Genomic DNA, 22368 nt, shown 5'->3' with positions numbered 1-22368 from the left:
CCAGAGCCTGGATTCTTATTGAACTACATTGAAAATCACGATCTCATCCCCGAAACGCACCTGATCGCCATCAGCCAGCGGCTGCGGCCAGCGGATACGCACGTTATTGACAAACGTGCCATTGGCGCTGTTTTTATCCTCCACTACCCAATGCCCATTCTCAAAACGTAAGATGGCATGCTGGCGTGAAACGGTGAGATCAGGGATGATAATATCATTGCCAGTCGTGCGCCCAATGGAGGTCGTATCCTGATGCAGCGTGAAATGACGCCCCGTGAGTGGCCCATTCATCATCGAAAAGCGGGCATAATAGGGTCTTCCAGACTGCCCCAGGAAGCGGTCACCCTGGGCGCGCCGCCCGGAGAGATCATAGCCGCAGGTTGTGCAGAAAAGCTTCCCTTGCAGGTTCACCGCGCTACAGCGAAAGCAGGTAATCCCCTGGGGTGAAGACCCCGGTGAAGCCGAGATGCCCGGTTGCCCCCCAACTGACCCCGGCTCTCCCTGGGGAGAAGTCGGGGCAGGAAATGCGGGCGCCACCGCCTGAAACGCGCTGGAAAAGCCGATAGATGGGCCACGCAGAGCCATATTGATATTATTGAGCGCGTCAATCATCTCCGTTGCCGATTGAAAACGGTTGTCCGGGTCTTTCTCCAGCGCCTTGATAATCACCTGCTCCACCAGCGGCGGCAGGTCTGGAGCAAACTGGCGCGGCGGCGGCAGCGGCTCGTTGACATGCTTGAGGCTGATGGTCAGCGGCGCGTCACCCGGAGACCCAAACGGCACGCGCCCGGCCACCGCCTGATACAGCACGATGCCCAGGGAATAGAGATCGCTGCGTGGGCCAACGTTCGGCAAGCCGGTACTCTGCTCAGGTGACATATACTGCGGCGTTCCAATGCCGACACCGGTGCGCGTCAGCGCCGTATTGGCTTCCAGAATCTTGGCGATACCAAAATCAGAGAGCAGCAAAAAGTTGTCGCTGCGCAGCAGCATATTGCCCGGCTTAATGTCGCGGTGAACGATATTATGCTGGTGGGCGCACTCCAGCGCCTGGCACGTCTGTAAAACCATATCAACGGCGTCACGGAGCGGCATCGGCTGGTTGGGCTTCAAGCGCCGCTTCAGCGTACCCCCGGAGACATATTCCATGACGATATACGTCGTACCGTCCTGCTCACCAAAATCATGCACCGGCAAAATATGGGGGTGATAGAGCTTGGCAATCGCTCGCGCCTCGCGGACAAAACGCTCCATAAACGTGGGGTCTTTGGCATACGTAGCGGGCAAGACCTTGATCGCCACGAACCGATCCAGCGCAGGCTGATAGGCTTTGTAGACCGTCGCCATGCCGCCCTGCCCAATCTGCTCAACCACCTCAAGCTGCCCCAGCTTCTTGCCGATAAGCGCGCTCATCTCACATACCCTCTCTTGACCGAAGCAAGCTATCTATGTGAATCAACATGTATTGGGATGCTGGGCCACATGTGTAGCAACCAACCAAAAAGCGCAGGAGCAGGCTAGCCTTCCCAGCGCATCTACACAAGAGAACCAACCTACCCTTGAATAGTAGCTGTGATTATTATACCATAGGTGGTCGTCACGCTACAGTTCCAGGATCATAATATCCATGTGGAGCGGTGCATCTTTCCATTGTTGGGAATGCCTGGCGCTTGTGGAGCAGCCAGGGCGGCCCGGCGCTTCTGAGGAAGCGAGGAAACAAGGAGGAGGTTCCATAGCAGGCTTTTCAGGTTGTTTCAGCGCGCGAGGCCGATCCAGGGGAGAGCGCAGCCATCGCAGCCGACTGTTGTTGTCCGACATCAGCAGCCGGTTGAGCCATATCTTCCGGCGCAGGCTCCGCAGGCTCCGAGGTGTCCGGCGGAACCGGAAGTTGCCCGGTAGTGCGCGGCAGCGGGCGCGGCGCTAAGGGGGCGCGCATCAACGCCAGAATGCGATCAACCTGTGTCCCTGTCGGCGCGGGCCAACCCACCCGTTCGCCACGATGCAGCGCCTCCAGCAGCGCAATCAGTTCGCCGACTGCTGCTTCCAACTGCCGATGCTGGCGGGCCTCATCAAACATGCGCTCCTGTCGATCAAGGAGGCCGTTCAATTTGGCCGCCACCTGGGCAAGCTCCCCTTCTTTGGTTGCCACGCGAGCGTGTAAGTCACCGCCAGCCACACGACCCAGCACCCCTTGCACCATGCTGATATTTCCCCGAAGCTGGCGTAAATGAATATCCGATTCAATCCGCACCCGCGCTACCTCCGCGCTGTTCCAATGTTCAGCGAGGCCAGGCTGCTCGCTCCTGTCGAGAACAGCCAGCAGCGCGTAGAGTATCCAGCCCAGGCAGGCCAGCGAACCCAAAAACTCCAGTGCCAGCGTCACCGCTGTTGGCGGGCGCAATGAGAGATGCGGCAGGCCAGCCAGATCGAACAGCGTCAGCAGCGTCAACGCCCCAGCCTCAATATAAGCCGTCGTCAGCATTTCGCGCCGACCTGCAAGCACCAGCGCCAGCAACGCGATCCCTGGCAGCAGCAGAGCAAGTACCAGCGATGGCCCCAGCAGCAGCCAGAGACACATCAGCGCGCCTAGATCGCCACCCAGGATGATCCAGCGCGCCAGATTCAGCCGGTCAAGGTGTTCCACGCACCAGTACGCCGCCACTCCATAAAAGGCCATTAGCATCGCAAGCAGGAGCAGCAAAAGCCAGCTTCTGTCCAGGCTTTCCAGAAAGAGAACCGTCAATGTTCCTGCCAGCAAAACACCACCCAGGCCATGAAGCAGCGAGCAGCGCAGCAAGAAGGTCGTGCGTAAGGTCGTTTCAGTAGGCGCTGTTGGTCCCCGCCCAAGCCGCCGCTTCCAGGCGCTCTGACGGTCTGCGCCGCGTATACTAAACCCAATATGATCTACCCGCTGTGGCAAAGAGCGCGTGTGGCTAGCGGAGATTGCCCTGGCCGCGCCGCGCGTTTCATCCAACTCCGGCAGGTATAGTTCTCGTGAGCGATGGAGACCGTCACGCAATCCAGCCATCGGATCTCCCCTCCTTCGCAGAGAGCGCCTCTACTCAGCGCATTTGGCGCGCATACAGGCCAACAAGCAAACAAACTCTTGACAATGCTGCGCCGATATGCGATACTGCTTGATAAAGCAAGCACAATCAATCAAAGAGAACAAGAGCGAAACGCATTGACGGAACGAGTAGGTCGCTCACTCGCCCAGAGAGTCCGGGGTTGGTGTGACCGGATGCGAGCAGCAGGCCGAATATCCTTCCTGAGCAGCCAATCGAACGTCTCACCATCGGGTTGATGCAAGTAGACCTGGCCGGTATCCCCGCCCGTTACTATACGGGGCAGGCGTGAACGCGCGCCTGAACTGAGTGCAACTTTTCGCCTGTGCTCTGGCGCTTCTCGTAAGCGCGCCAGCGCGGAACGATGCGAATCAGGGTGGTACCGTGGGAATCAATGCCTGCCCCTGGCTGGGGCGGGCTTTTTTATTGGAATGTATCAGGCGAGGAAACCACGATGAACACCGATCTCTTGTATCATACCGACAGTTATACCCGCAATTTCAATGCCAGAGTTCTTGCCCAGCGCGAGAACGCCATCGCCCTTGATCGCACCGCTTTCTTCCCAGGCGGTGGCGGACAGATGGCTGATCGCGGCTTCGTGCGCTGCGAGGGCCGGGAATGCGCCGTCACCAGGCTGTACAAAGGCGAAGACGGTTTGACCATGTGGCATGAACTGGAGGGCGCGCTTCCAGCGGTTAGCGCCGAGGTTGAGGGCGTGCTGGATTGGGAGTTTCGCTATCAAATGATGCGCACCCACACGGCGCTGCACATTCTCTGCGGCCTGATCTTCCGCGATTATGGCGCGCAGGTTACAGGCGGCCAGATGTATCCAGACCGCGCCCGCATGGATTTCGCGCTGGAACAGTTTGACCAGAACACCGTCCGCGCTATCGAGGAGAGCGCCAACGCAGCGATTCAAGCGGCGCTGCCCATCAAGGTGTACACGCTGCCGCGTGAGGAGGCGTTCAAGATACCCGATCTGATTCGCACCAAGATCAACTTGCTGCCGCCCAACATTCCAATGGTGCGCATTGTGGAGATCGTAGGCTTAGACCTTCAAGCCGATGGTGGCACACATGTTCACGATACCTCCGAAGTCAAAGGCATCAAGGTTCTCAAGACCGAGAACAAAGGCAAGATCAATAAACGTCTGGAGATTGGCCTGGTAGATTAAAGAGACCAGAATGATAGTGTAAACACTTTTCGAGGTAGTAGATGGCACAAGCAAAAACAACCCTGTTTCAAGCCGCCCTCCCGGCCAATCGCGTTGATTATCCTGCGCTGGAGCGCGAGGTTCAGGAGTGGTGGGACACGCATGGCACGCTGGAAAAGTACCTCCAGCGCAACGCCAACAGCGACAAGCGCTTCTCGTTTATAGACGGGCCGATCACGGCCAACAACCCGATGGGCGTGCATCACGCCTGGGGCCGAACCTACAAAGACCTCTTTCAACGTTACAAGACCATGCAGGGCTATCGCCAGCGTTACCAGAACGGCTTTGATGCTCAGGGTCTCCACGTCGAGGTTGAGGTCGAAAAAGAGCTGGGTCTGAACAACAAGCGCGAGATCGAAACCTATGGCATCGGCGCCTTTGTCGAACGATGCAAAGAGCGCGTGCTGCGCTTTGCCAAACGTATCACCGTGCAATCCATCCGCCTGGGCCAGTGGGTTGATTGGGACAACTCGTATCTCACCATGTCGGATGAGAACAACTACACCATCTGGCAATTCCTGAAGCTCTGCAATGAAAAGAGCTACATCTACAAAGGCAACGATGTGATGCCCTGGTGTCCTCGCTGCGCCACCGGCATCTCCGACGCGGAGATCAGTGAGGGGCGCAAAGAGGTCATGCATACCAGCGTGTACGCGCGCCTGCCACTAGAAGGCCGCGAAAACGAGTACCTGCTCGTCTGGACGACCACACCCTGGACGCTTCCGGCCAACGTCGCCGCTGCGGTCAATCCTGATCTCACCTACGTGAAGGTACGGCAGGATGGCGTTTATTACTATCTCTCGCAGGACGTGTTGCCCAGGCTGCAAAAGCTGCGCGGGCGCGACAAGGGCGAGGTGGAAGTCGTCGAAGTCCTGGCCGGGCGCGATATGCTGGGCTGGCGCTATCGCGGCCCATTTGATGATCTGCCTGCCGCGCAGGGCGTCACACATGTGATTGTCGCCTGGGATGAAGTCAGCGCCACTGAAGGAACCGGCATCGTGCATATCGCGCCAGGCTGTGGCCGCGAAGACTTTGCCCTCTCCAAAAAGCATCATCTGGCTGTGCTGGCTCCGGTGGATGAGTCCGGCGTGTACATTGATGGCTATGGCTGGCTCAGCGGGCATGGCGTCACTGAAGTGGCCGAAGATCAGAAAACGAACGTCGTTGCCCGCTTCTTGCTTGATGACCTCAAGAAGAAGGGCTTGTTCTATCAGACCGAATCCTATAAGCACGTCTATCCGCACTGCTGGCGGTGCAAAACCGAACTGATCTTCCGGCTGGTTGACGAGTGGTTCATCTCCATGCGCGAACTGCGCTATCAGATGATGGAGATCGTCCAGCGCATCCGCTGGATTCCTTCGTTTGGCCTGGAGCGCGAGATGGACTGGCTGCGCAACATGGAAGACTGGATGATCTCCAAGAAACGCTACTGGGGTCTGGCGCTGCCCATCTACGAGTGCCCGCAGTGTGGCGCGTTTGAGGTGATCGGCAGCGAAACCGAGCTAAAAGCGCGCGCCGTCGAAGGCTGGGAAACGTTCGAAGGCCATACGCCGCACCGTCCCTGGGTTGATGCGGTTAAGATCGCCTGCGCCCACTGCGGCGCGGTGGTTTCGCGCATCAAGGACGTGGGCAACCCCTGGCTGGACGCGGGCATCGTCCCCTATTCCACGCTGGACTATCGCCACAACCGCAACTACTGGCGCGAATGGTTTCCTGCCGAGTTCATCACCGAAAGCTTTCCGGGCCAGTTCCGCAACTGGTTCTACTCCATGCTGGTGATGAGCGCTGCGCTGGAGAATACCGAGCCGTTCAAGACGGTGCTGGGCCATGCCACGCTGCTCGATCAGAACGGCGAGGAGATGCACAAGAGCCGGGGCAACTCTATCGCTTTTGACGAGGCCGCCGAGCTGGTCGGAGCCGACACCATGCGCTGGCTCTATATGAACCATCCGCCGGAGCAAAACCTGCGCTTCCCGCGCATCCCAACTGAGCAAGACGCCCAGGAGGCCCAGGCCAAAGGCCAGCCGGTGCGCCTCAGCGACCTCTGGCTCAACGTGCGCACGGCGCTGGATAAGCTCTGGAACGTCTACTCATTCTTCGTCACCTATGCCAATATTGACGGCTTTGACCCGACGCGCCACAGCCTGCCCGTCGCTGAGCGCAGCGATCTGGACCGCTGGATTCTTTCTGAGCTTCAGCAAACCATCGCCGAGGCCACGCAGGGGCTTGACCTCTTCGAGACGAAGGGGCCAGCCGGAGCTATCGGGACATTCCTCGACAACCTCTCCAACTGGTACGTTCGGCGCAGCCGACGCCGCTTCTGGAAGAGCGAGGAAGACACCGGCAAAGTAGCCGCGTACCTGACACTGTACGAGTGCCTGGTAACGACGTTGAAACTGCTCGCGCCCTTCACGCCGTTCCTGACTGAAGCGCTCTATCAGAATCTTGTCGGCAGTGTCAACCAGAACGCGCCGGAAAGCGTCCATCTGACTGAGTGGCCTGTTGTGAATGAAGCGCTCGTTGATGAGCGGTTGGCGCGCGAGACCCGTCTGGTCATGCGCATGGTGAACCTGGGGCGCGCAGCGCGGGAAAAAGCGCAGATTCGGGTACGCCAGCCGCTCTCGACGCTGTATGCGCGCGTCACCACCGCCGACGAGCGCGCCAGCCTGGCGCGGCTGGCCGATCAGGTGTTGGAAGAACTGAACATCAAGCGGCTAGACTTCTTCCCTGAAGACAGCGACATGCTCGTCTACACGCTCAAGCCGCGCATTAGCGTGCTGGGGCCAAAATATGGCTCGCGCATGAAGGCGCTGCTGGCGTCCATCAACGCGCTGGATGTTGGCGCCACTGTGCGCCAGCTTCAGGCAGCAGGTCAGGTCACGCTTGACGTTGACAGGCAAAGCGTGGCGCTGACTGAGGAAGAGCTAGAGGTGGTCGGCGCCGCCAGGACCGGCTACGTCGCCGCTGAAGAGGCTGGCTATGTCGCCGTCATCGAAACTAGCCTGACGCCTGAACTCCTCGAAGAGGGGCTGGTGCGCGATCTGACGCATTACCTGCAAGATATGCGCAAAAAGGCCGATTTCCTCATCGAAGAGACGATCAGCGCGCGGCTGGTCACGGACAGCGAATTGGCCGAAGTCCTCAAACGTTACGCCGACTACATCAAGGACGAAACCCTGGCGCGCGAACTGGCGGTGCTGACAGAGGAAGCGCCTGATGCAAATGGGGCCGGAGCGTTTACTGATAGCATCGCCCCGGCCAAACTGGGTGGGCATCAGGTGCATGTCACCCTCAAACGACTTTCTTGACCGTGCGCTCTAGCGCACGCCGGGGTGTCTGCTCTATAATGAAGGGAGACATTCCGGCGCGCGCTTTAGAACGCAGTGTAGGACTCTTGTCCAGAACAATTGACCGGCCCATGTCCCAGTGGTATACTCAGCAGTATTGCTGGCTCAGCCAGAGCCAGACTACATAATCAGGCGGTGTACTCTGATGTTTCAGCAATACATGGAGAAAACCTGCCACATTTGTGAACAGGTGGCTGCGGGACGTTGCCCACAGTGCCGTCACCGCTACTGCATCGAGCATTTTCCGCTCGATCAGCACCAGCCATGCAGCCAGGTGCAGGAGCGCAACACCGAGCGCCACGTCTGTTATGTCTGCGGCGCGCTGGTACGTCCCACCCAATGGTCGGCTAATCTGGTCGCGCATTATTTTGATACCGGACTCTGCCTGGGCTGCAAACGCTACGTCTGTGACGAGCATCATACCCGACGCAAGCAGGAGCGCATGGTGATTGAGCGCGACGGTATGTCCAGCCATCGCTACCACTACATCTTGCGCTACTGCGATCTCTGCTCGCCGCTGCGTCAGATGCAGGGGTTGCTGGGCATGGCACAGTGGCTCATGGCCGGTCTCGCCGTGACGCTGGGCCTCTTTTTCTGGTTTCATCACTAGCGTATCTATCGGTCCCGGTTGAGGCAACTGAGAGATTCCGAGCTATCAAGTAGACGGGGTGGTGTTATGGCCGTTGGGCTGAACATCGAAACAGTTCTGAGCAAATATCGTCTGATGGTGGGCAACGAGCTTCGGCGCTTTCTCGATCAGGCAGAACAAGAGGCTCAGGTGGAGATGCTCTCCCCGTTTTATGGGCAGATGCGTTATCACCTGGGCTGGGCACATGCTGATCTCAGCCCGATTGAAGATAAGCCTGGCAAGTTCCTAGGCAAGTTCCTGCGGCCCACCCTGCTGCTGCTGGCGCATCAAGCCTCGTTCCCTGCCCAACCTTCCTCGGACGATACCAGGGGGCTTCCCTATCGGCTTGAGCAGATTCTTCCAGCCGCAGTCGCCGTTGAACTGGTCCATAATTTCTCATTGATTCACGACGACATCGAAGACAACGACCCTCTGCGTCACCATCGCCCCACCCTCTGGAAGCTCTGGGGCCAGCCACAGGCCATCAACACCGGCGACGGCCTCTTCTGTATTGCTCGCCTGGCCCTGTGGGAACTGGCGAAGAACGGCGTTGATGCCCACACGATCCTGACACTTGCCCGTATCTTCGACAGCGCCTGTCTCGCGCTCTGCGAAGGTCAGCACCTGGATATTAGCTTCGAGCGCCAGCGCGAGATAACTGTTGCCTTGTACCTTAGCATGATTGGCCGCAAGACTGCCGCGCTGATGCAGTGCGCCACTGAAATGGGCGCGCGGCTTGCCACCAGCGATGCCAGCCAGATTGCCCGGCTTTCTACGTTTGGTCGCTCGCTTGGCATTGCTTTCCAGCTTCGTGATGATCTTCTGGGCGTCTGGGCCGCTGAAAACGAACTGGGCAAAGCCCCTGCCGGAGACATCCGCCGCAAGAAAATGAGTCTGCCGATTATTGACGCGCTGGAGCATGCCGCGCCCGCGCAGCAGGACCGCCTGCGCGCGATTTACGCCGAAGAGGGCCAGGCCAGCGATGAGCAAGTCACTGAGGCGCTTGCCATCTTTGCCGCCAGCGGTGTTCGGCTTCGCTGCCAGAAACGGCTTGCTTCGGCTATTCTGAGCGCACAACAGGCGCTCGAAGCGATTGCCTGGAGCGAGTCTGGCGAACAGGCCCAGCATGAACTGAACGCCCTGCTCACTTTCCTTGCCCGTGAGGCGCATCGTTCATAGCCGCTTCAAGTAACAGCGGCCCTCAACCCAATCTGGTCTGGCTCTGCGCCAGCCGTTGAAGCAGCCGATCTACATCTGATGTGAGCGCCGACACCTGCGCCGCTGATGGCTCGGCATTTCCATAGCGCGCCTGTTCATACGCCTTGGTCAGCGCCTCCAGGTCCGGGTCAGAGACGCCCGGCGCTTCGGCTGCTGCTCCTTCCAACGGCGTGCCTGACGCATCAAGCGATGATGGCTCTGGCAGCCTCGCCAATCCTGGCCCCAGGCGCTGAGCAAACTCCTGGGGGGTTTCAGTGGCGCGCCGCCCCAATCCCTGCGCGCTGGCCTGACCCAGCACGCGCCGATAGAGCGCCCGCACCGAATGCTGCGATACGCTGTCAAGGTCTTCTTCAGAAGGGCGCTGACGCTGAAAACGCGAGGTCAGGCTGGCGAGCAAAGCGCGCAACTGCGCCCCCAGGATGCCTGCCGCTCCAAGGTCTTCTCTTTCTTCATCCCCCGCCTCTTCACTGCGCCGCGCCGCAATCCCTCGAAAGATGCGAATGAAGATGATCAGAAGAATGATGATGCCAATACCAATCAACACCCAGCGACCAATCACGAGCCATTCCACCGGCAAGGACGCGCTCCCTTTGGGAAGCTGCGGAGGTTTCGGCTGTGGAGGCTGGCCTGAAGGTTGATTAGCAGGGGCGATTTTGTCAAAAGCCGCTTTTATCGCCGACACAAATGGGTTGAGCAGCCAGAAGAGGATATAGCCCACCCCTACAGCGATCCAGCCCAAAACTGCGCTGATCCCATCCCAGGCCGGTCTCAGCGCAGAAACCACTCCAAGTAAGGCACGATAGGAGAATGCCTGCTCTATGCCGAGCAGAACGATCACCAGCGCCCCACTGAGAGCCAGCATGCTGATAAGCCAGGAGCGCGTTGGGTCTGCCTGAGACGCTCCTTGGCGCCGCCCACGTCGAATCTCGGCCAGCCGCGCCAGAGAAAGGGACACGAGGCCAACAAACAGAAATAATGGGAGCGTCAGCCCCAATTGTTCTACCAATCCTCCTTGCACAGTGGGGCGGACTGTGCCAATAAGCAGCGCCGCCGCCACCAGCGCCGCAAAGCCGACTTTGAAGCTTCTGGCGACTGGTTCAGCTTCAATCTTGTCTCGCCCCAACCGCAGCCCACGCCACCACAGCAGCGCCAGCAAGATGCCCACGCCAATCGAAGCTTCGACGCGCGCGTTCACTGACTGGAAGTCATGAAACAATGCGCTGATCCAGGCTCCTTGCCAGAGAGGTCCGTTGGCAGAGTAAAGGCGCAGATACCAGGCTAGCAGAAGCGTGGCAAGCGCGCCTATGCCGCCCCACAATATTATCCACCCTCTGATCGCCGGTTGCCTTACCAGCCAGCGAGCCAGATAGTACGCTTCTAGAAGCGCGACCAGCAGCGCCCAGGTTGGGAGCAGCGCCTGGCTCGCGTCGTTCGTTGTCCATGCCGCGCCCAATTGCAGGAGCGCCCCCAGCGGCAGCGCCTGCAAAATCAGCAGACCAAGTGGCAGCGAGACACTTTCAAGCCAGAATGAACCTGTACCCAGCCTCAGAGTCCTCTGGCGCTGGGGAGATGTCGCGCGCTGCTGCCTGGGCCATAATTTCATGCCAGACCTCCTCGGCTCCCAGCCGATACACGAGCAAACCCGGAGCCTCAATCGGCTCATTCCCCGCAACAAGCAGTGCTACCGCATGCCCACGCGCCCGCGTCTGAGTCAGCGCCTCGATCAACACAGGCGTCACTGCGGCGGCGGTACTCACCAGCACAATCGTTGTGCCAGCGGGAAGACGGGTCTGCTCTCTCAGAAAAAGCTCCTCAACAGGCGAACCCCAAAAAGGAACGAGGCGAGCCAGCGCCTCCAGCACGCGCGGAAGCTGTTCTGGCCGACTGGATGGCCGCAGACGGACTCGCGCCGCCCCAATTCCCTCTTTGGAGGGGTCGGCGCCAGTGGCCGGGGACAGGTCGTCCACATCCGTTGTCGCCTGCACCCCATTAGCGAAGAGGCCCACCGCGTAGCCCTGCTCGACAGCCCAGGCCGCTACCGACGCGGCAGCCGTCATGGTCAGTTCGAGCAGGTCCGGGTTCACTCCCAGGGCTGGATTGGCAAAACTGTTGACGTTCAGAAAGAGCGCCAGCGTCCAGGTCGTCGTTGGTTCATAAACCTTACTCTGCAAAGTCATCGCTCGCGCCGTCGCCTTCCAATGAACCCGGCGCAGATCATCACCAGGCAGCCAATCACGCGCTCCAACCACACGCAGTGGGTCTTCTAGCAGGCGGCGCTGCGCAGCCCGCTCTCCAAATGGATGGCGTGAGGGCAGACCAAAACGTTCGATGGGCAGGATGGGCGGATAGACCAACAGCGTATCAAGCTCTTCGAAACGCTGATCGCGGACCAGCAAGCCGAATGGATCGCCGCTGCGCAGCCGCACCGGACCCAGCGTAAAAATGCCGCGCGCCACACATTGCACCTGATAGCGCCTGCTGACCCGCTGAAACCACCAGAGCGAGAGCGCCGTCGCAAGTATCATGCGCCGTGGCTTGTAATGCGGTCCCAATCTTCCACCGTGAAGCTTCAGAGGTTCAGGAAACTCGTCTTCGACCTCCAGCCAGGGCAGGGGCAGGCCCTTGCGGTTTTCCACGCTTAGTCGGAATGTAATCGTTTCACCGAAAAAGGCGCGCCGCTCCTCTAGCTGCCTGCGATAGATCACTCCCGCAAAGCAAAACCGATACCAGAGTTCCGGGACCACCGCCAGCGTCAGGGCCAGGAGTCCCGCGACAAAAACCAGGGGTTGATGGAACACGACACTGGCGATCAACAGGACAAAGGCCACGATATACCAGGGGCGGCGCGCCCGCAACTGTTCATCAGATAACCAGGCTCCCTCATCAACTCCCGCTTGCATGGCTCACCTCTGCCTTTACTGATCGCTGCCAGCCGCAACGGGAGCATCCAGGCCAATCGCCTCAACCGGTGTCGGCACAGACTCTAGCAGTTCTGTGATGGCCTGCTCGGCGGCGCGTCCGCGCAAGCGTGCCTGGGCGCTCAAAATTAACCGATGCGCCAGAACGGCTGGAGCCAGCCGCTTGATCTCATCCGGTCGCACAAAAGAACGCCCGTTGATAGCTGCCAGCGCCTGGCTGGCATGCTCCAGCGCCAGCGCCGCGCGCGGGCTAGCCCCCAGTTCAATCACCTTCTGGCTGCGCGTAGCACGCGCCAGATCAAGCAGGTAGGTTTCAACTGGCTCAGTCACCATCACCCCCTTCACCATTTGCTGCAACGCCAGCAATTCCTGGGCGTCGAGGACCGGCTGAAGATCAAGCAGCGGCTGCTCGTGGCGAAAGCGCCGCAGCATCGTGCGCTCTTCTTCCATTTCGGGGTAGCCAAGCCGCAGGCGCAGCAGGAAACGATCAAGCTGTGCTTCCGGCAGCGGAAACGTCCCCTCCAGTTCGATGGGATTCTGCGTGGCAATCACCAGGAAAGGGCGCGGGAGAGGCATGGTTTCACGCTCAACGCTGATCTGGCGCTCCTCCATCGCTTCCAGCAGGGCTGATTGCGTGCGTGGTGTCGCCCGGTTGATTTCATCTGCCAGCACAATCTGCGTCAACAGTGGCCCTGGGCGAAAGGCAAAATCGCTGGTTTTCTGGTTGAAATAACTAATGCCGGTAATGTCCGATGGCAGCAGATCAGGCGTACACTGGATGCGCTGAAAGGTGCAGCCAAGCGAGCGCGCCAGACTTTTCGCCAGCATTGTCTTCCCAACCCCAGGCACATCCTCAATCAGCACATGCCCCTCACAGAGCAAAGCCACGAGCAGTAAATCAATCTCGGCGTCCTTGCCAACAATGACCTGCCGAATATTCGCCCGGACCAGATCAGCCGCCCGGCGAACCCGATCTACCCCCGCCTGCCATGTTTCACGTGAAACACTGGCTTCTTTTTCCATTGGTTCCATTGACGATTCGCTTTGATTCAACGAGACCCCCTTATAACTATCTCGTAGAGATATAGTTCAGTTCTCTATATACTATACGCTCTTTGCAGCATTTTTATCCTCATGTCCGTCTCACCAGTAGCGCCGCCCGGAAGGCGGCGCTACTGGTATAACGCTCCTCTTCAATTGGCCGCTCAGCGGGAGACCTATTCTTTCAGGTGGGCAGCAAGTCACGCACATGCGGCTCTTGATCGAGCCGCCAGATACGCGCAATCACCTGCTCTATCTCCTCGCCTGACGTGCCCTGCTGGTAGGATGCCAGCCGACGAGCTTTGTCTTCAAGCTCGGCGCGGCTCAGGCTGTTGCCAGGGTCGCCCTTGGGGACATCAACACGGGAGACGAAGCGGCGGCCATCAACGGCCTCGATCTCTACCAGCCCGATCCAACGCTCTGGATACGCGCCATCAATCTCAGGGTCCAAAGTCATCTCCACACGGTCCAGAAATGCGCGAATCTGTGGATTGCGCAGGGCATCATCGGTAAAATCCGTGACTCCAGCGCGGCCATAGAACGCAATCAAAGCCAGCACAAAGCCCATCGAAAACTTGGCTTGATGCACCGTTTGCGGGTCTGTCACCGGACCAAGCACATCAATAGCCGCCTGATGCACACGGGCGCGCACGCGCGCGATTTGACTGGCGGGCAGATGGTGGTCTTGCATCGCCTGAAGCAAGGCATCCGCCGCAGGATGCGTATGGCGGCAGGAGGCGTGGAACTTGAAGGACGTTTCCAGCACCGCCCAACGCTCGCCCAGGTCGGCGGTAAGCCTGCCCGAGTCTGCATCGCTGGACATCCCAGCCGCCATGCCCTGCTCGCCTTCCAGAATCCGCTTGGCTCCCGTAAAACCATCGCGGGCAATATACGCTGCGAGCAAGCCATCCGCAGCGGCCTTCGCCGTGTGCAGTTGCTTCGAGTCGGCTGCGTCGCGCAGAAACTCCCAGAGGCCAGCGGCCTGCGTTCCCGCCGACCCCAGCGCGTGCAGCATCATTGGTTCGTCTGCGCCCAGCACATGCGCAGCCCCTGCCGCGGCGGCCAGTGTGCCTGCTGTGCCGGTGGTGTGAAAGACGCGATAATGCGAGCGGCCCAGAAAGGCTCCAACCCGCACACCCGCTTCGTAGCCTGCCACCGCAGCAGCCAATACCTCGCGCCCTGATGCCCCGCGCGCCTGCGCTGCCGCCAGGACAGCAGGAAAGACCACCGTTGCGGGATGGAAGACCGCGCCGTTATGTAGGTCGTCCTGTTCGACCACATGCGAAGCGGCTCCATTGACCAGCGCGGCAAACAGCGGCGAGATGCGGCGGCGCGAAACCAGGATTTCGCAAGGGCCATCGTTCGGCCCCATCAGATCGGCGAACCGCTCCAGAACCTGGACAGGCTTCGCGTTACGCCCTGCCAGGGCTGAGGCAACCCAATCCAGAAAGAGGTCTTTGGTTCTGTTGATCGCGTCGGCGGGAATCCGCTCAAAGCTTAGGCCAGCCAGAAAGGAGGCCAGCCCCTCGGTTGCCCTGGTGGTCGTCGTGGCGGTAGTCATTTCGGCTCTCCTGGCGTCAGGCGCGCGATCTGCGGGGCCAGGCCGCGCTTATAGATCAGCGCCGTTCGCTCAAACGTAATCACAACCTTGCCATCCTGATTATAGCCCGTCGTCTTGACAGTCACGATGCCAACGTTGGGCCTCGACTTCGATTCGCGCTTCTGAAGCACCTCTGATTGCGAATAAATGGTATCGCCCTCAAAGACCGGATTGGGCAACCGCACCTGATCCCATCCCAGGTTCGCAAACACATTCTGGGAAATATCAATCACGCTCTGGCCCGTCACCAGCGCCAGCGTGAAGGTGGAGTCAACCAGGGGCTTGCCAAACTCCGTCTGCGCGGCGTAGTGATGGTCGAAATGAATCGGGGCCGTGTTCTGCGTCAGCAATGTAAACCAGATATTGTCGGTGGTGGTTACGGTTCTGCCCAGCGGATGCTGATACACATCGCCAACCTCAAAATCCTCAAAGAACCGGCCTCGCCAGCCCTCTTGCGTTGGCATCAGCGTTGCCCTCCTTGTTGCTCGGCCTGACGGATAGCGTCTGTACTGGCATGCTAACGAAATGAGGAGGCGTTGTCAAGGAAGGCGCTGCATGGTATCATTGGAACAAAGGTTCTTTGAGAGGTTTCAACCATGAACACACAACCATTCAAAGATGGCACATGACCTATGTCTAGAAGGTTTTAAGGAGGTTTGCCGAAGATCATGCCTTCATCTCTTCCTGCACTATCTGAAGACGCCCTTGAAAACACGAAAGATGAGCGCCTGTTTGGCTGGGATCAGACGCCGGGGATTATCTCTGTCTGGGCCAGCCGCGAGGGCAGCGCCGTTATCTGGCGGCGCGTCGGCAGCCAGGTCGTGTGCGAGACTGAACGCTTTCGCCCCTGGGTCTTTGCCGCCACACTGGCCGACCTGAAGCACCTGGGGCCAGCGGTGATCTCCGCCAGCGCCCCTGGAGGAGCCGATGCTATCGTCTGCTATCAAGAATTGGAGTATCCCTCCAGCGCAGGCCCCGAAACGTTCTATCGCTATTTGCTCTCCGCCCGCGATGGGCGCTATCTGGAGCGCGCCATCGTTTCCGGGGCGTCGCGCCGCCTGGGCCGCCAGATTACCAGTCTGAACGATCTCGAAGACGACTATTACCACGTTGGCCCTGTTGAGCAATATATGATGCGCACCGGGCGGGTCTATTTTCGCGGCCTGGCCTATGAAGACCTGCGCCGCCTGCAATTCGATCTGGAGACTACCGCCCTTGACCCTGATCGCGGGCGCATCTTCATGGTCGCCATCCGCGATAGTCACGGCCTTGCGACTGTGCTTGACGCGCCAGCGCCCGAAGACGAGGCAGATTTAATTGAACACCTGTGCGCGCTGATTCGTGAACGCGACCCCGATGTGATCGAGAACCATAACCTCTTTGGCTTCGATCTTTCGTTTCTGGAGCGCCGCGCGGCTGTCCTTGGCGTGCCGCTGGCGCTGGGCCGCCCTGGCGCGCCGATTCTGTTAGAGCGCCGCCAGGAAACGCTGGCAATTGGGCCGGAGGCCCGGCGACGCATGCGCTATACTCTGGCTGGGCGCGAACTCATTGACACACTCGATGCAGTGCGCCGCCATGATTTTGTCTACCGCGATATGCCCGGCTATGGCCTGAAAGAAGTGGCGCGCTATTTTGGCATCTCCGCGCCTGATCGCGTGTACCTGGAAGGCGCGGCCATCTTCGATACCTACCGCCAGAACCCCGATCTGGTGAAGCGATACGCCCTGGACGACGTTGCTGAGGTTGATGGCCTCTCGCGGCGGCTCCTGGGAGCGCCCTTCGCGCTGGCGGGCATGGCCCCGCGCCGCTACGAGCGTCTGGCCTCGGCGGGTCCGGCGATGGGCATTCTGGAGCCAATCCTGGTTCGCGCCTATCTGCGCGCTGGCGCGGCATTGCCGCGTGGGGCCGCCAGCCAGTACGCCGAAGGCGGCCTGCACGAAGGCGGCGCGGTGCATCTCTTCGCTGAAGGCATCGCTGAACACGTCGTCAAAGCCGACGTAGCCTCGCTGTATCCCTCGCTGATGCGCACCTACCAGATTGGTCCGACCTGTGATCGCTTAGGCGTCTTGCTGGATATTCTTGGCCGCCTGACCGATCTGCGCCTGCATCATAAAGCGGCGGCGCGCGCCGCCGCGCCCGGCTCGGTGGAAGCCAACCATCACGACGCAACCCAGGCCGCCATGAAAATCCTGATTAACGCGGCTTACGGCTATATGGGCGCTGGCTCGATGGCGCTCTTTGCCGACGGCCTGGCGGCAGGCGAAGTAACCCGCCGAGGCCGCGAAGTGCTGTCTCAGGTGCTTGACGCCCTGCGCCAGCGCGGCATGGCCCTGATCGAAGCCGATACCGACGGCGTATATTTTGCCGTTCCTCTTGACTGGACCGAGGAACAGGAGCGCGCGCTTGTCGCCGAGATAGGCGCAGAACTGCCTGCGGGCATTCGCCTGGAATACGAGGGCCGCTACCGCGCCATGCTCAGCCACGAAGTCAAAAACTACGCCTTGCTCACCTACAGCGGGCGCTTAGTAGTGCATGGCGTGGCGCTGCGTTCCAGCCGCGCTGAACCATTTGGCGGGCGCTTTCTGCGCCAGGCGCTGACGTGCGCCATGACTGGCGATATTTCTGGCGTTCGCCAGGCGTATCTGGATATAGTAGCCGCCTTGCAGAGCCGCGCACTCACAGCCGCCGATGTCGCCGCGCGCGTGCGCCTCTCAAAAACGCCCGAAGCCTATCTGGCGGCCCGCGCCGGACATCCCGAAGCTCCTTACGAGGCGCTGCTGGCCGCCGGGCGCACCCGCTGGTCCCCCGGCGAGCGCGTGCGCTTTTATCGCGCTCGCGGCGGCGGGTACATCTGGCTGCCGGAAGAAGCCGATGAAGCGCCCGCTGGCGCTGCCTGGGAAGCAGGGGCAGAGGGTGAAGAAGATGAGGAAGAACTGGCCGCCATCTCGCCTGCTGCTTCGACAGTCCCAAAAAGGCCAGGCGCCAGACCATCACGCCGGGAGATCATCGGGGAGCGCCGCGACTACGACGTGAATCACTATCTCCAGGCGCTGGTCACATCCTATGCCGCGCGGCTGCGCAAAGCCTTTGCCCCCGATGATTTCGAGCAACTGTTCCGCCTGAACGGTCAGCCTGGCCTTTTTGATCGCCCAGTTGAGGTCATTCAGCCACGCTGGATTCGCTGCCAGGAAGTCGAGAAGTAGCAATCCTAGACTGGCAAGGCGCTGGTATGCTGCCAGACGCTCGTTTGCCAATCATCCACCGCATTTTCGGAAGGCAGCCAGGGCGGCAAGGGCATCATCAGGCGATCCCCAAGCGCCTTTACATACGGCTCGTACATGCCGCGCAGCTTCTCGAACTTATGGTTGGCCTCTTCGCCATCACGCATCCGCACGCCAGCTTCGGCCAGCGCCGCTCGCAGCGTGACCATATCAATTGGGCGCAGGTTCCCCGAAGCGTTCATGAGAGGCTTTGTATCGAAAATCTGGCTCAGATCAACGGCAGCATGGCGCGCCATCGCAAACGTCAGCCGCGCCGACTGGAGCGGAACGCCGTCAATGCCAACCATCACCAGCGCGCAGACATCCAGAATGGTCGCCAACCCCGCTACCCAGGATTGGTGTTCGTGCTGGGAACGGAAATAGCCCAGCGACGGATACGAGAGATGGCTTTCCATCAACTCCGCTGCCCAGGTTTCCCAATTTTGCAGCAGTGGGCCAAGCCCTTGCAGATTCTCGCCCTGGCCGTAGCGGCGCAGCAGTTCCACCGCGCTGGGAGGCGAACCGGCGCGCGCGTCCAGCAGTGTAATATTCACCTCGCGCCGCGAAAACGCCTGATAGAGAATCGGCAGATAACTGATCACCAGCGCCAGGATAAAAAAGCCCGTTCCTGCTTCCACCACCGTCACCACGCGCTCCAGAGGCGTGCTTGGCGCAACGTCGCCCAGCCCCAGCGTAAAGAAGGTCGTGCCGCTCATATACACATCCGTGCCAAAGCCGGAGGAGCCATCAGGGGTAATGAGGTGCGAGCCACAGGCCCATTGCAGCAGCGCAAACCCCAGGATTAACGAAGCCGCCCAGGCCCCCAGCAGCAGCAACAACGTAAGCGGCCCGTAAAAACTAAGAAACGTTTCTCGCCTGCTGCTCTGGCGCATCCGTTTCACCGCCGCCAGGTACGGCTGCCACGTAAGACGATAGACCAGCACCGTCACCCGCAGCCGCCGGGTCACACGGCGCGGCAGAATGACGGTCTCAAAGGCATCCCAGAGAACAGCCAGGATCAGGAGTACGGCGCACATGGCGGCAAAAACGGCCATCCTACTACTCTCCGTTACTCATATCAAAAACAACTTTGAGGTATCAGTGTATCACCTTGAGAACCTCTATTTGCTACTCAAAATCGGGTACGTCTCCCTGCTGCGCTTCACCGGCGTGGTTGAAAATGGCAGGCGCGACAGGATCAGGCTGCTCCAGCGTGCCATTTCGCGCTGCCTGAATCAGCGCCCAGATTTTCTCCGGCCTCAGCGGCATATCAATGCTTTTGATGCCAAGCGGCGCGAGCGCATCCAGCACAGCGTTGACCACGGCAGGCGGCGCAGCGATAGTGCCGCCTTCGCCGATGCCCTTCACGCCCAGCGGATTGCGGGGCGAGGGCGTCTCCAGCAGATCGGTCACAAACGCCGGGAGTTGTCTGGCGTCTGGCAGCGCGTAATCCATCAAGGTACCTGTGAGCAGTTGCCCTTGCTCATCATAGACCACTTCTTCATAGAGCGCCTGCCCGATGCCCTGTGCCAGCGACCCGTGTATCTGCGCTTCGACCAGATAGTGATTCAATATCCGTCCGCAATCATCAACGGCTATATAGCGCAACAGGTCTACCTCTCCGGTATCAGTGTCCACCTCAACTACCGCCAGGTGCGCGCCGGAAGCGTAGGTAGAGTCTGGCGGGCTAAAATCACGCCAGGCCGCCAGCCCTTCAATCGGCTGGCGATTTGCGGGATTGGGCGGCTCATGCTCGATGAGATCAGGCTGTTCTTCAACCAGGCGGGCAAGCTCGCCTAGTGTCACAGCGCGTGTCGGGACGCCGCGCACCTGAACGCGCCCGTCCTCCAACAGCAGATCGGCTGGGGCAGCCTCCAATACCTGCGCGGCGACATGCAGCGCCTTCTCGCGTGCTGCCTCGGCGGCCAGCAGCACAGCAGAGCCGCCGGTTAGTGTCACGCGGCTTCCAAACGTGCCAATGCTGAAAGCTGGCAGCGCGCCCTCATTCATCTGCACTTCTATCTGCGAGCCAGGCAGATGGAAGACCTCTGCCGCGATCTGAGCAAACGCCGTGAAATGCCCCTGGCCGTTATGTGCTACACCACTCTGTACCAGAATGGTCCCATCGCGGCGAATCCGCACCGTCGCGGCTTCCTGCGGCATGCCAGGCGCGCTCATAGCGCCGCCAGCACTTTCAATAAAGGTAGAAAGGCCCAGGCCCAACAACAAGGAGCTTCCCGCCTCGCGGCGCTCCCGCTGTTTTGCACGCCACTGCTCGTAGTCGGCAAGCTCAACCAGGCGGTCAAGCCCCGCCTGATAATTGCCGCTTTCATATTGCAGGCCCGTCACAGTCCGATACGGAAATGTATCCGAGGCGATGAAGTTCCGGCGGCGCACCTCAACGGGATCAAGGCCCAACTCATGCGCGATGCGATCCATCGTTCGCTCCAAAATATAGGCCGCTTCTGGCCGACCCGCGCCCCGATACGGTGCCGTCGGCGCTTTATTAGTAAAGACGCTCGCTATTCTACCCTCCACCGCCTGAATCTGATAGGGACCGCTAAGCAGGTAGATGGTGCCATTGGGGATCATCGCCCCCATGCCAAACAGAAACCCTCCCAGATCGCCAATCGTGCGCACCTTCAGGCCAAGCAAGCGCCCGTCCTTTCGGCACGCCGCCTCAATATAGTTGATCTGGCCGCGCCCCTGCGCCTGTGCCTGCAAGTTCTCGCGGCGTCCCTCAATCCATTTGACAGGCCGACCGAACCTGACCGCCAGCGATGCCGCCAGAATCTCTTCGCCAAGGAAGGTCGTCTTTGCGCCAAAGCCGCCGCCGACCTCCGCGTTGTGAATCTGGATATGGCTACGCTCAATGCCCAGGAAGCTGGCAAACGTTTCTCGCGCCCGGAATATTGATTGGCATGAGAGCCAGGCGGAGAGACTACCACTCGCTGTATCAAAGTCAATCATGCAGGCGCGCGCTTCAAGAGAACTGGGAGCCAGCCGCTGGTTCACCAGGCGCAGACGAAAGATATGATCGGCCTGGTGAAAAGCCGCTTCAATATCGCCGCCACCAGCCGGGACGATAGCAGCCACGTTCGAGCCAAACTCCTCGTACAGCAGCGGCGCATCCGAGGCCAGCGCCGCTTCTGGATCAGCTACCGCAGGCAGCGGCTCGTAATCAATCTCCAGCAGATTAAGCGCGTCCTCGGCAATATAGCGGTTTTCAGCCAGCACTACCGCCACCGGATCGCCTACATAGCGCACATGCCCTATTGCCAGCGGACGGCGCTCTGGCCTTTTGAGATTGGGCATCATCATAGCATCAAGGCTGCGCATCCCCTGGACCAGTTCCGCGCCATCATACGCGGCCACAACTCCCGGCAGCGCCCGCGCTGCATCCAGTCGGATATACTTCACCCTGGCGTGCGCATACGGGCTGCGCGCCACTGCCATATGCAAAGCAGCGGGCCGCCCTTCAGGCGGCCTTACATCATCTACGTAGTGACCCTGGCCGGTAATCAGCCGATAGTCTTCTCTACGGCGCTCCAGCCCAGCCGGTAATTGTGTGTTGCTCATGAAGCGGCCTTTCTTACCCCTGCTCACCTGGGGTTCTCAGAGTGAGTACCCTATCAAGGATAGGCGCTTTTAGCATAAACCAAAAGGAGGGGCAAGCGCAATCTGGCTGTGCCAGTGAGTTCTAGCATAAATGAGGGATTGGCAAGCGAGGCATGGTACTTGTAGCGCCGCCTCCCTTCGAGTAGGGCTTCGCCAGAGCCGCTTGACCGCGCTGGGCGCGGCCATGCTCGCTCGGCTGCGCCTCGCTCGCGCGTCTCTGCTGCTTGCCTCCCCCTGCGGGGAGCGGCCCTTGCGGGAACCTGGCCTGCGGCCTGGGCTGCTTGCCTCGGCTGGTGCCCCGTCCTCTCGCTCCCGTTGGTCGCTCGCGCAGCCCAGTTCCCGCATTCTCCCTCGCTGCGCTCGGTCGCGGGCCGCTGCTGTTGCCCCGTCCTCTCGCTCCCGTCGCTCGCGCGTCCCTTCCAGGCGGCCAACGCTTCGCCCTGGCGAAGCGTTCGCCCTC

Annotated in this window: 14 protein-coding genes; 5 read left to right on the top strand and 9 right to left on the bottom strand. The window is 60.1% G+C overall.

From position 1 onward, the window contains the following. Positions 1-15: 15 nt before the first annotated feature. Positions 16-1413 (bottom strand): FHA domain-containing serine/threonine-protein kinase, encoded by a 1398-nt coding sequence (locus VH599_19035; GenBank protein HEY7350418.1) that lies wholly within the window; start codon positions 1411-1413, stop codon positions 16-18. A gap of 331 nt (positions 1414-1744) precedes the next feature. After that, on the bottom strand, positions 1745-3028 hold the full coding sequence (locus VH599_19030; GenBank protein ID HEY7350417.1) for a hypothetical protein: 1284 nt from the start codon (positions 3026-3028) through the stop codon (positions 1745-1747). A 491-nt stretch (positions 3029-3519) separates the two neighbouring features. Here VH599_19030 and VH599_19025 point away from each other — a divergent pair, with 491 nt between their 5' ends. The 4 genes from VH599_19025 to VH599_19010 all read left to right on the top strand — a co-directional run bounded on the left by VH599_19025 (position 3520) and on the right by VH599_19010 (position 9432). Then, entirely contained in the window at positions 3520-4239 is a 720-nt protein-coding gene (locus VH599_19025; protein HEY7350416.1) for an alanyl-tRNA editing protein, read from the top strand. Between the two features lie 41 nt (positions 4240-4280). After that, positions 4281-7586 carry an isoleucine--tRNA ligase gene (ileS, locus tag VH599_19020; GenBank protein ID HEY7350415.1) on the top strand — a complete coding sequence of 1102 codons (3306 nt, stop codon included), beginning with the start codon at positions 4281-4283 and terminating at the stop codon, positions 7584-7586. A gap of 184 nt (positions 7587-7770) precedes the next feature. Further along, on the top strand, positions 7771-8235 hold the full coding sequence (locus VH599_19015) for a hypothetical protein (protein HEY7350414.1): 465 nt from the start codon (positions 7771-7773) through the stop codon (positions 8233-8235). 66 nt (positions 8236-8301) lie between these two features. Further along, a complete protein-coding gene (locus VH599_19010) occupies positions 8302-9432 on the top strand; it encodes a polyprenyl synthetase family protein (protein HEY7350413.1) in 1131 nt (376 codons plus the stop codon). 22 nt (positions 9433-9454) lie between these two features. Here VH599_19010 and VH599_19005 read toward each other — a convergent pair whose 3' ends face one another. The 5 genes from VH599_19005 to VH599_18985 all read right to left on the bottom strand — a co-directional run bounded on the left by VH599_19005 (position 9455) and on the right by VH599_18985 (position 15494). Continuing rightward, a complete protein-coding gene (locus tag VH599_19005; protein HEY7350412.1) occupies positions 9455-11074 on the bottom strand; it encodes a DUF4129 domain-containing protein in 1620 nt (539 codons plus the stop codon). Then, positions 10989-12371, bottom strand: coding sequence for a DUF58 domain-containing protein (locus VH599_19000; GenBank protein HEY7350411.1), 1383 nt, complete (start codon positions 12369-12371; stop codon positions 10989-10991). The genes VH599_19005 and VH599_19000 overlap by 86 nt, the downstream gene beginning before the upstream one ends. A gap of 15 nt (positions 12372-12386) precedes the next feature. Further along, on the bottom strand, positions 12387-13421 hold the full coding sequence (locus tag VH599_18995) for a MoxR family ATPase (GenBank protein ID HEY7350410.1): 1035 nt from the start codon (positions 13419-13421) through the stop codon (positions 12387-12389). Positions 13422-13614: 193 nt separating this feature from the next. After that, positions 13615-14991, bottom strand: a complete 1377-nt coding sequence (locus VH599_18990; protein HEY7350409.1) for an MmgE/PrpD family protein — start codon at positions 14989-14991, stop codon at positions 13615-13617. Beyond that, the gene (locus VH599_18985; GenBank protein ID HEY7350408.1) at positions 14988-15494 is read right to left on the bottom strand and encodes a MaoC family dehydratase; all 507 of its coding nucleotides are present in this window, start codon (positions 15492-15494) and stop codon (positions 14988-14990) included. The genes VH599_18990 and VH599_18985 overlap by 4 nt, the downstream gene beginning before the upstream one ends. 204 nt (positions 15495-15698) lie before the next feature. Between VH599_18985 and VH599_18980 the strand changes: the two genes are divergently transcribed. Then, positions 15699-18233 carry a DNA polymerase domain-containing protein gene (locus tag VH599_18980; protein HEY7350407.1) on the top strand — a complete coding sequence of 845 codons (2535 nt, stop codon included), beginning with the start codon at positions 15699-15701 and terminating at the stop codon, positions 18231-18233. 5 nt (positions 18234-18238) lie between these two features. Here the strand turns inward: VH599_18980 and VH599_18975 are convergent, their stop codons facing one another. Together VH599_18975 and VH599_18970 are read right to left on the bottom strand one after the other, a co-directional pair. Then, the gene (locus tag VH599_18975) at positions 18239-19345 is read right to left on the bottom strand and encodes a potassium channel family protein (GenBank protein ID HEY7350406.1); all 1107 of its coding nucleotides are present in this window, start codon (positions 19343-19345) and stop codon (positions 18239-18241) included. A 73-nt stretch (positions 19346-19418) separates the two neighbouring features. Continuing rightward, positions 19419-21869 (bottom strand): xanthine dehydrogenase family protein molybdopterin-binding subunit, encoded by a 2451-nt coding sequence (locus VH599_18970; protein ID HEY7350405.1) that lies wholly within the window; start codon positions 21867-21869, stop codon positions 19419-19421. Positions 21870-22368: the final 499 nt, after the last annotated feature.

It is taken from the genome of Ktedonobacterales bacterium, from assembly GCA_036557285.1.
GTDB lineage: Bacteria > Chloroflexota > Ktedonobacteria > Ktedonobacterales > DATBGS01 > DATBHW01.
The sequence above is the reverse complement of the archived record's forward strand: the minus strand, read 5'-3'. Positions and strand labels throughout refer to the sequence as shown.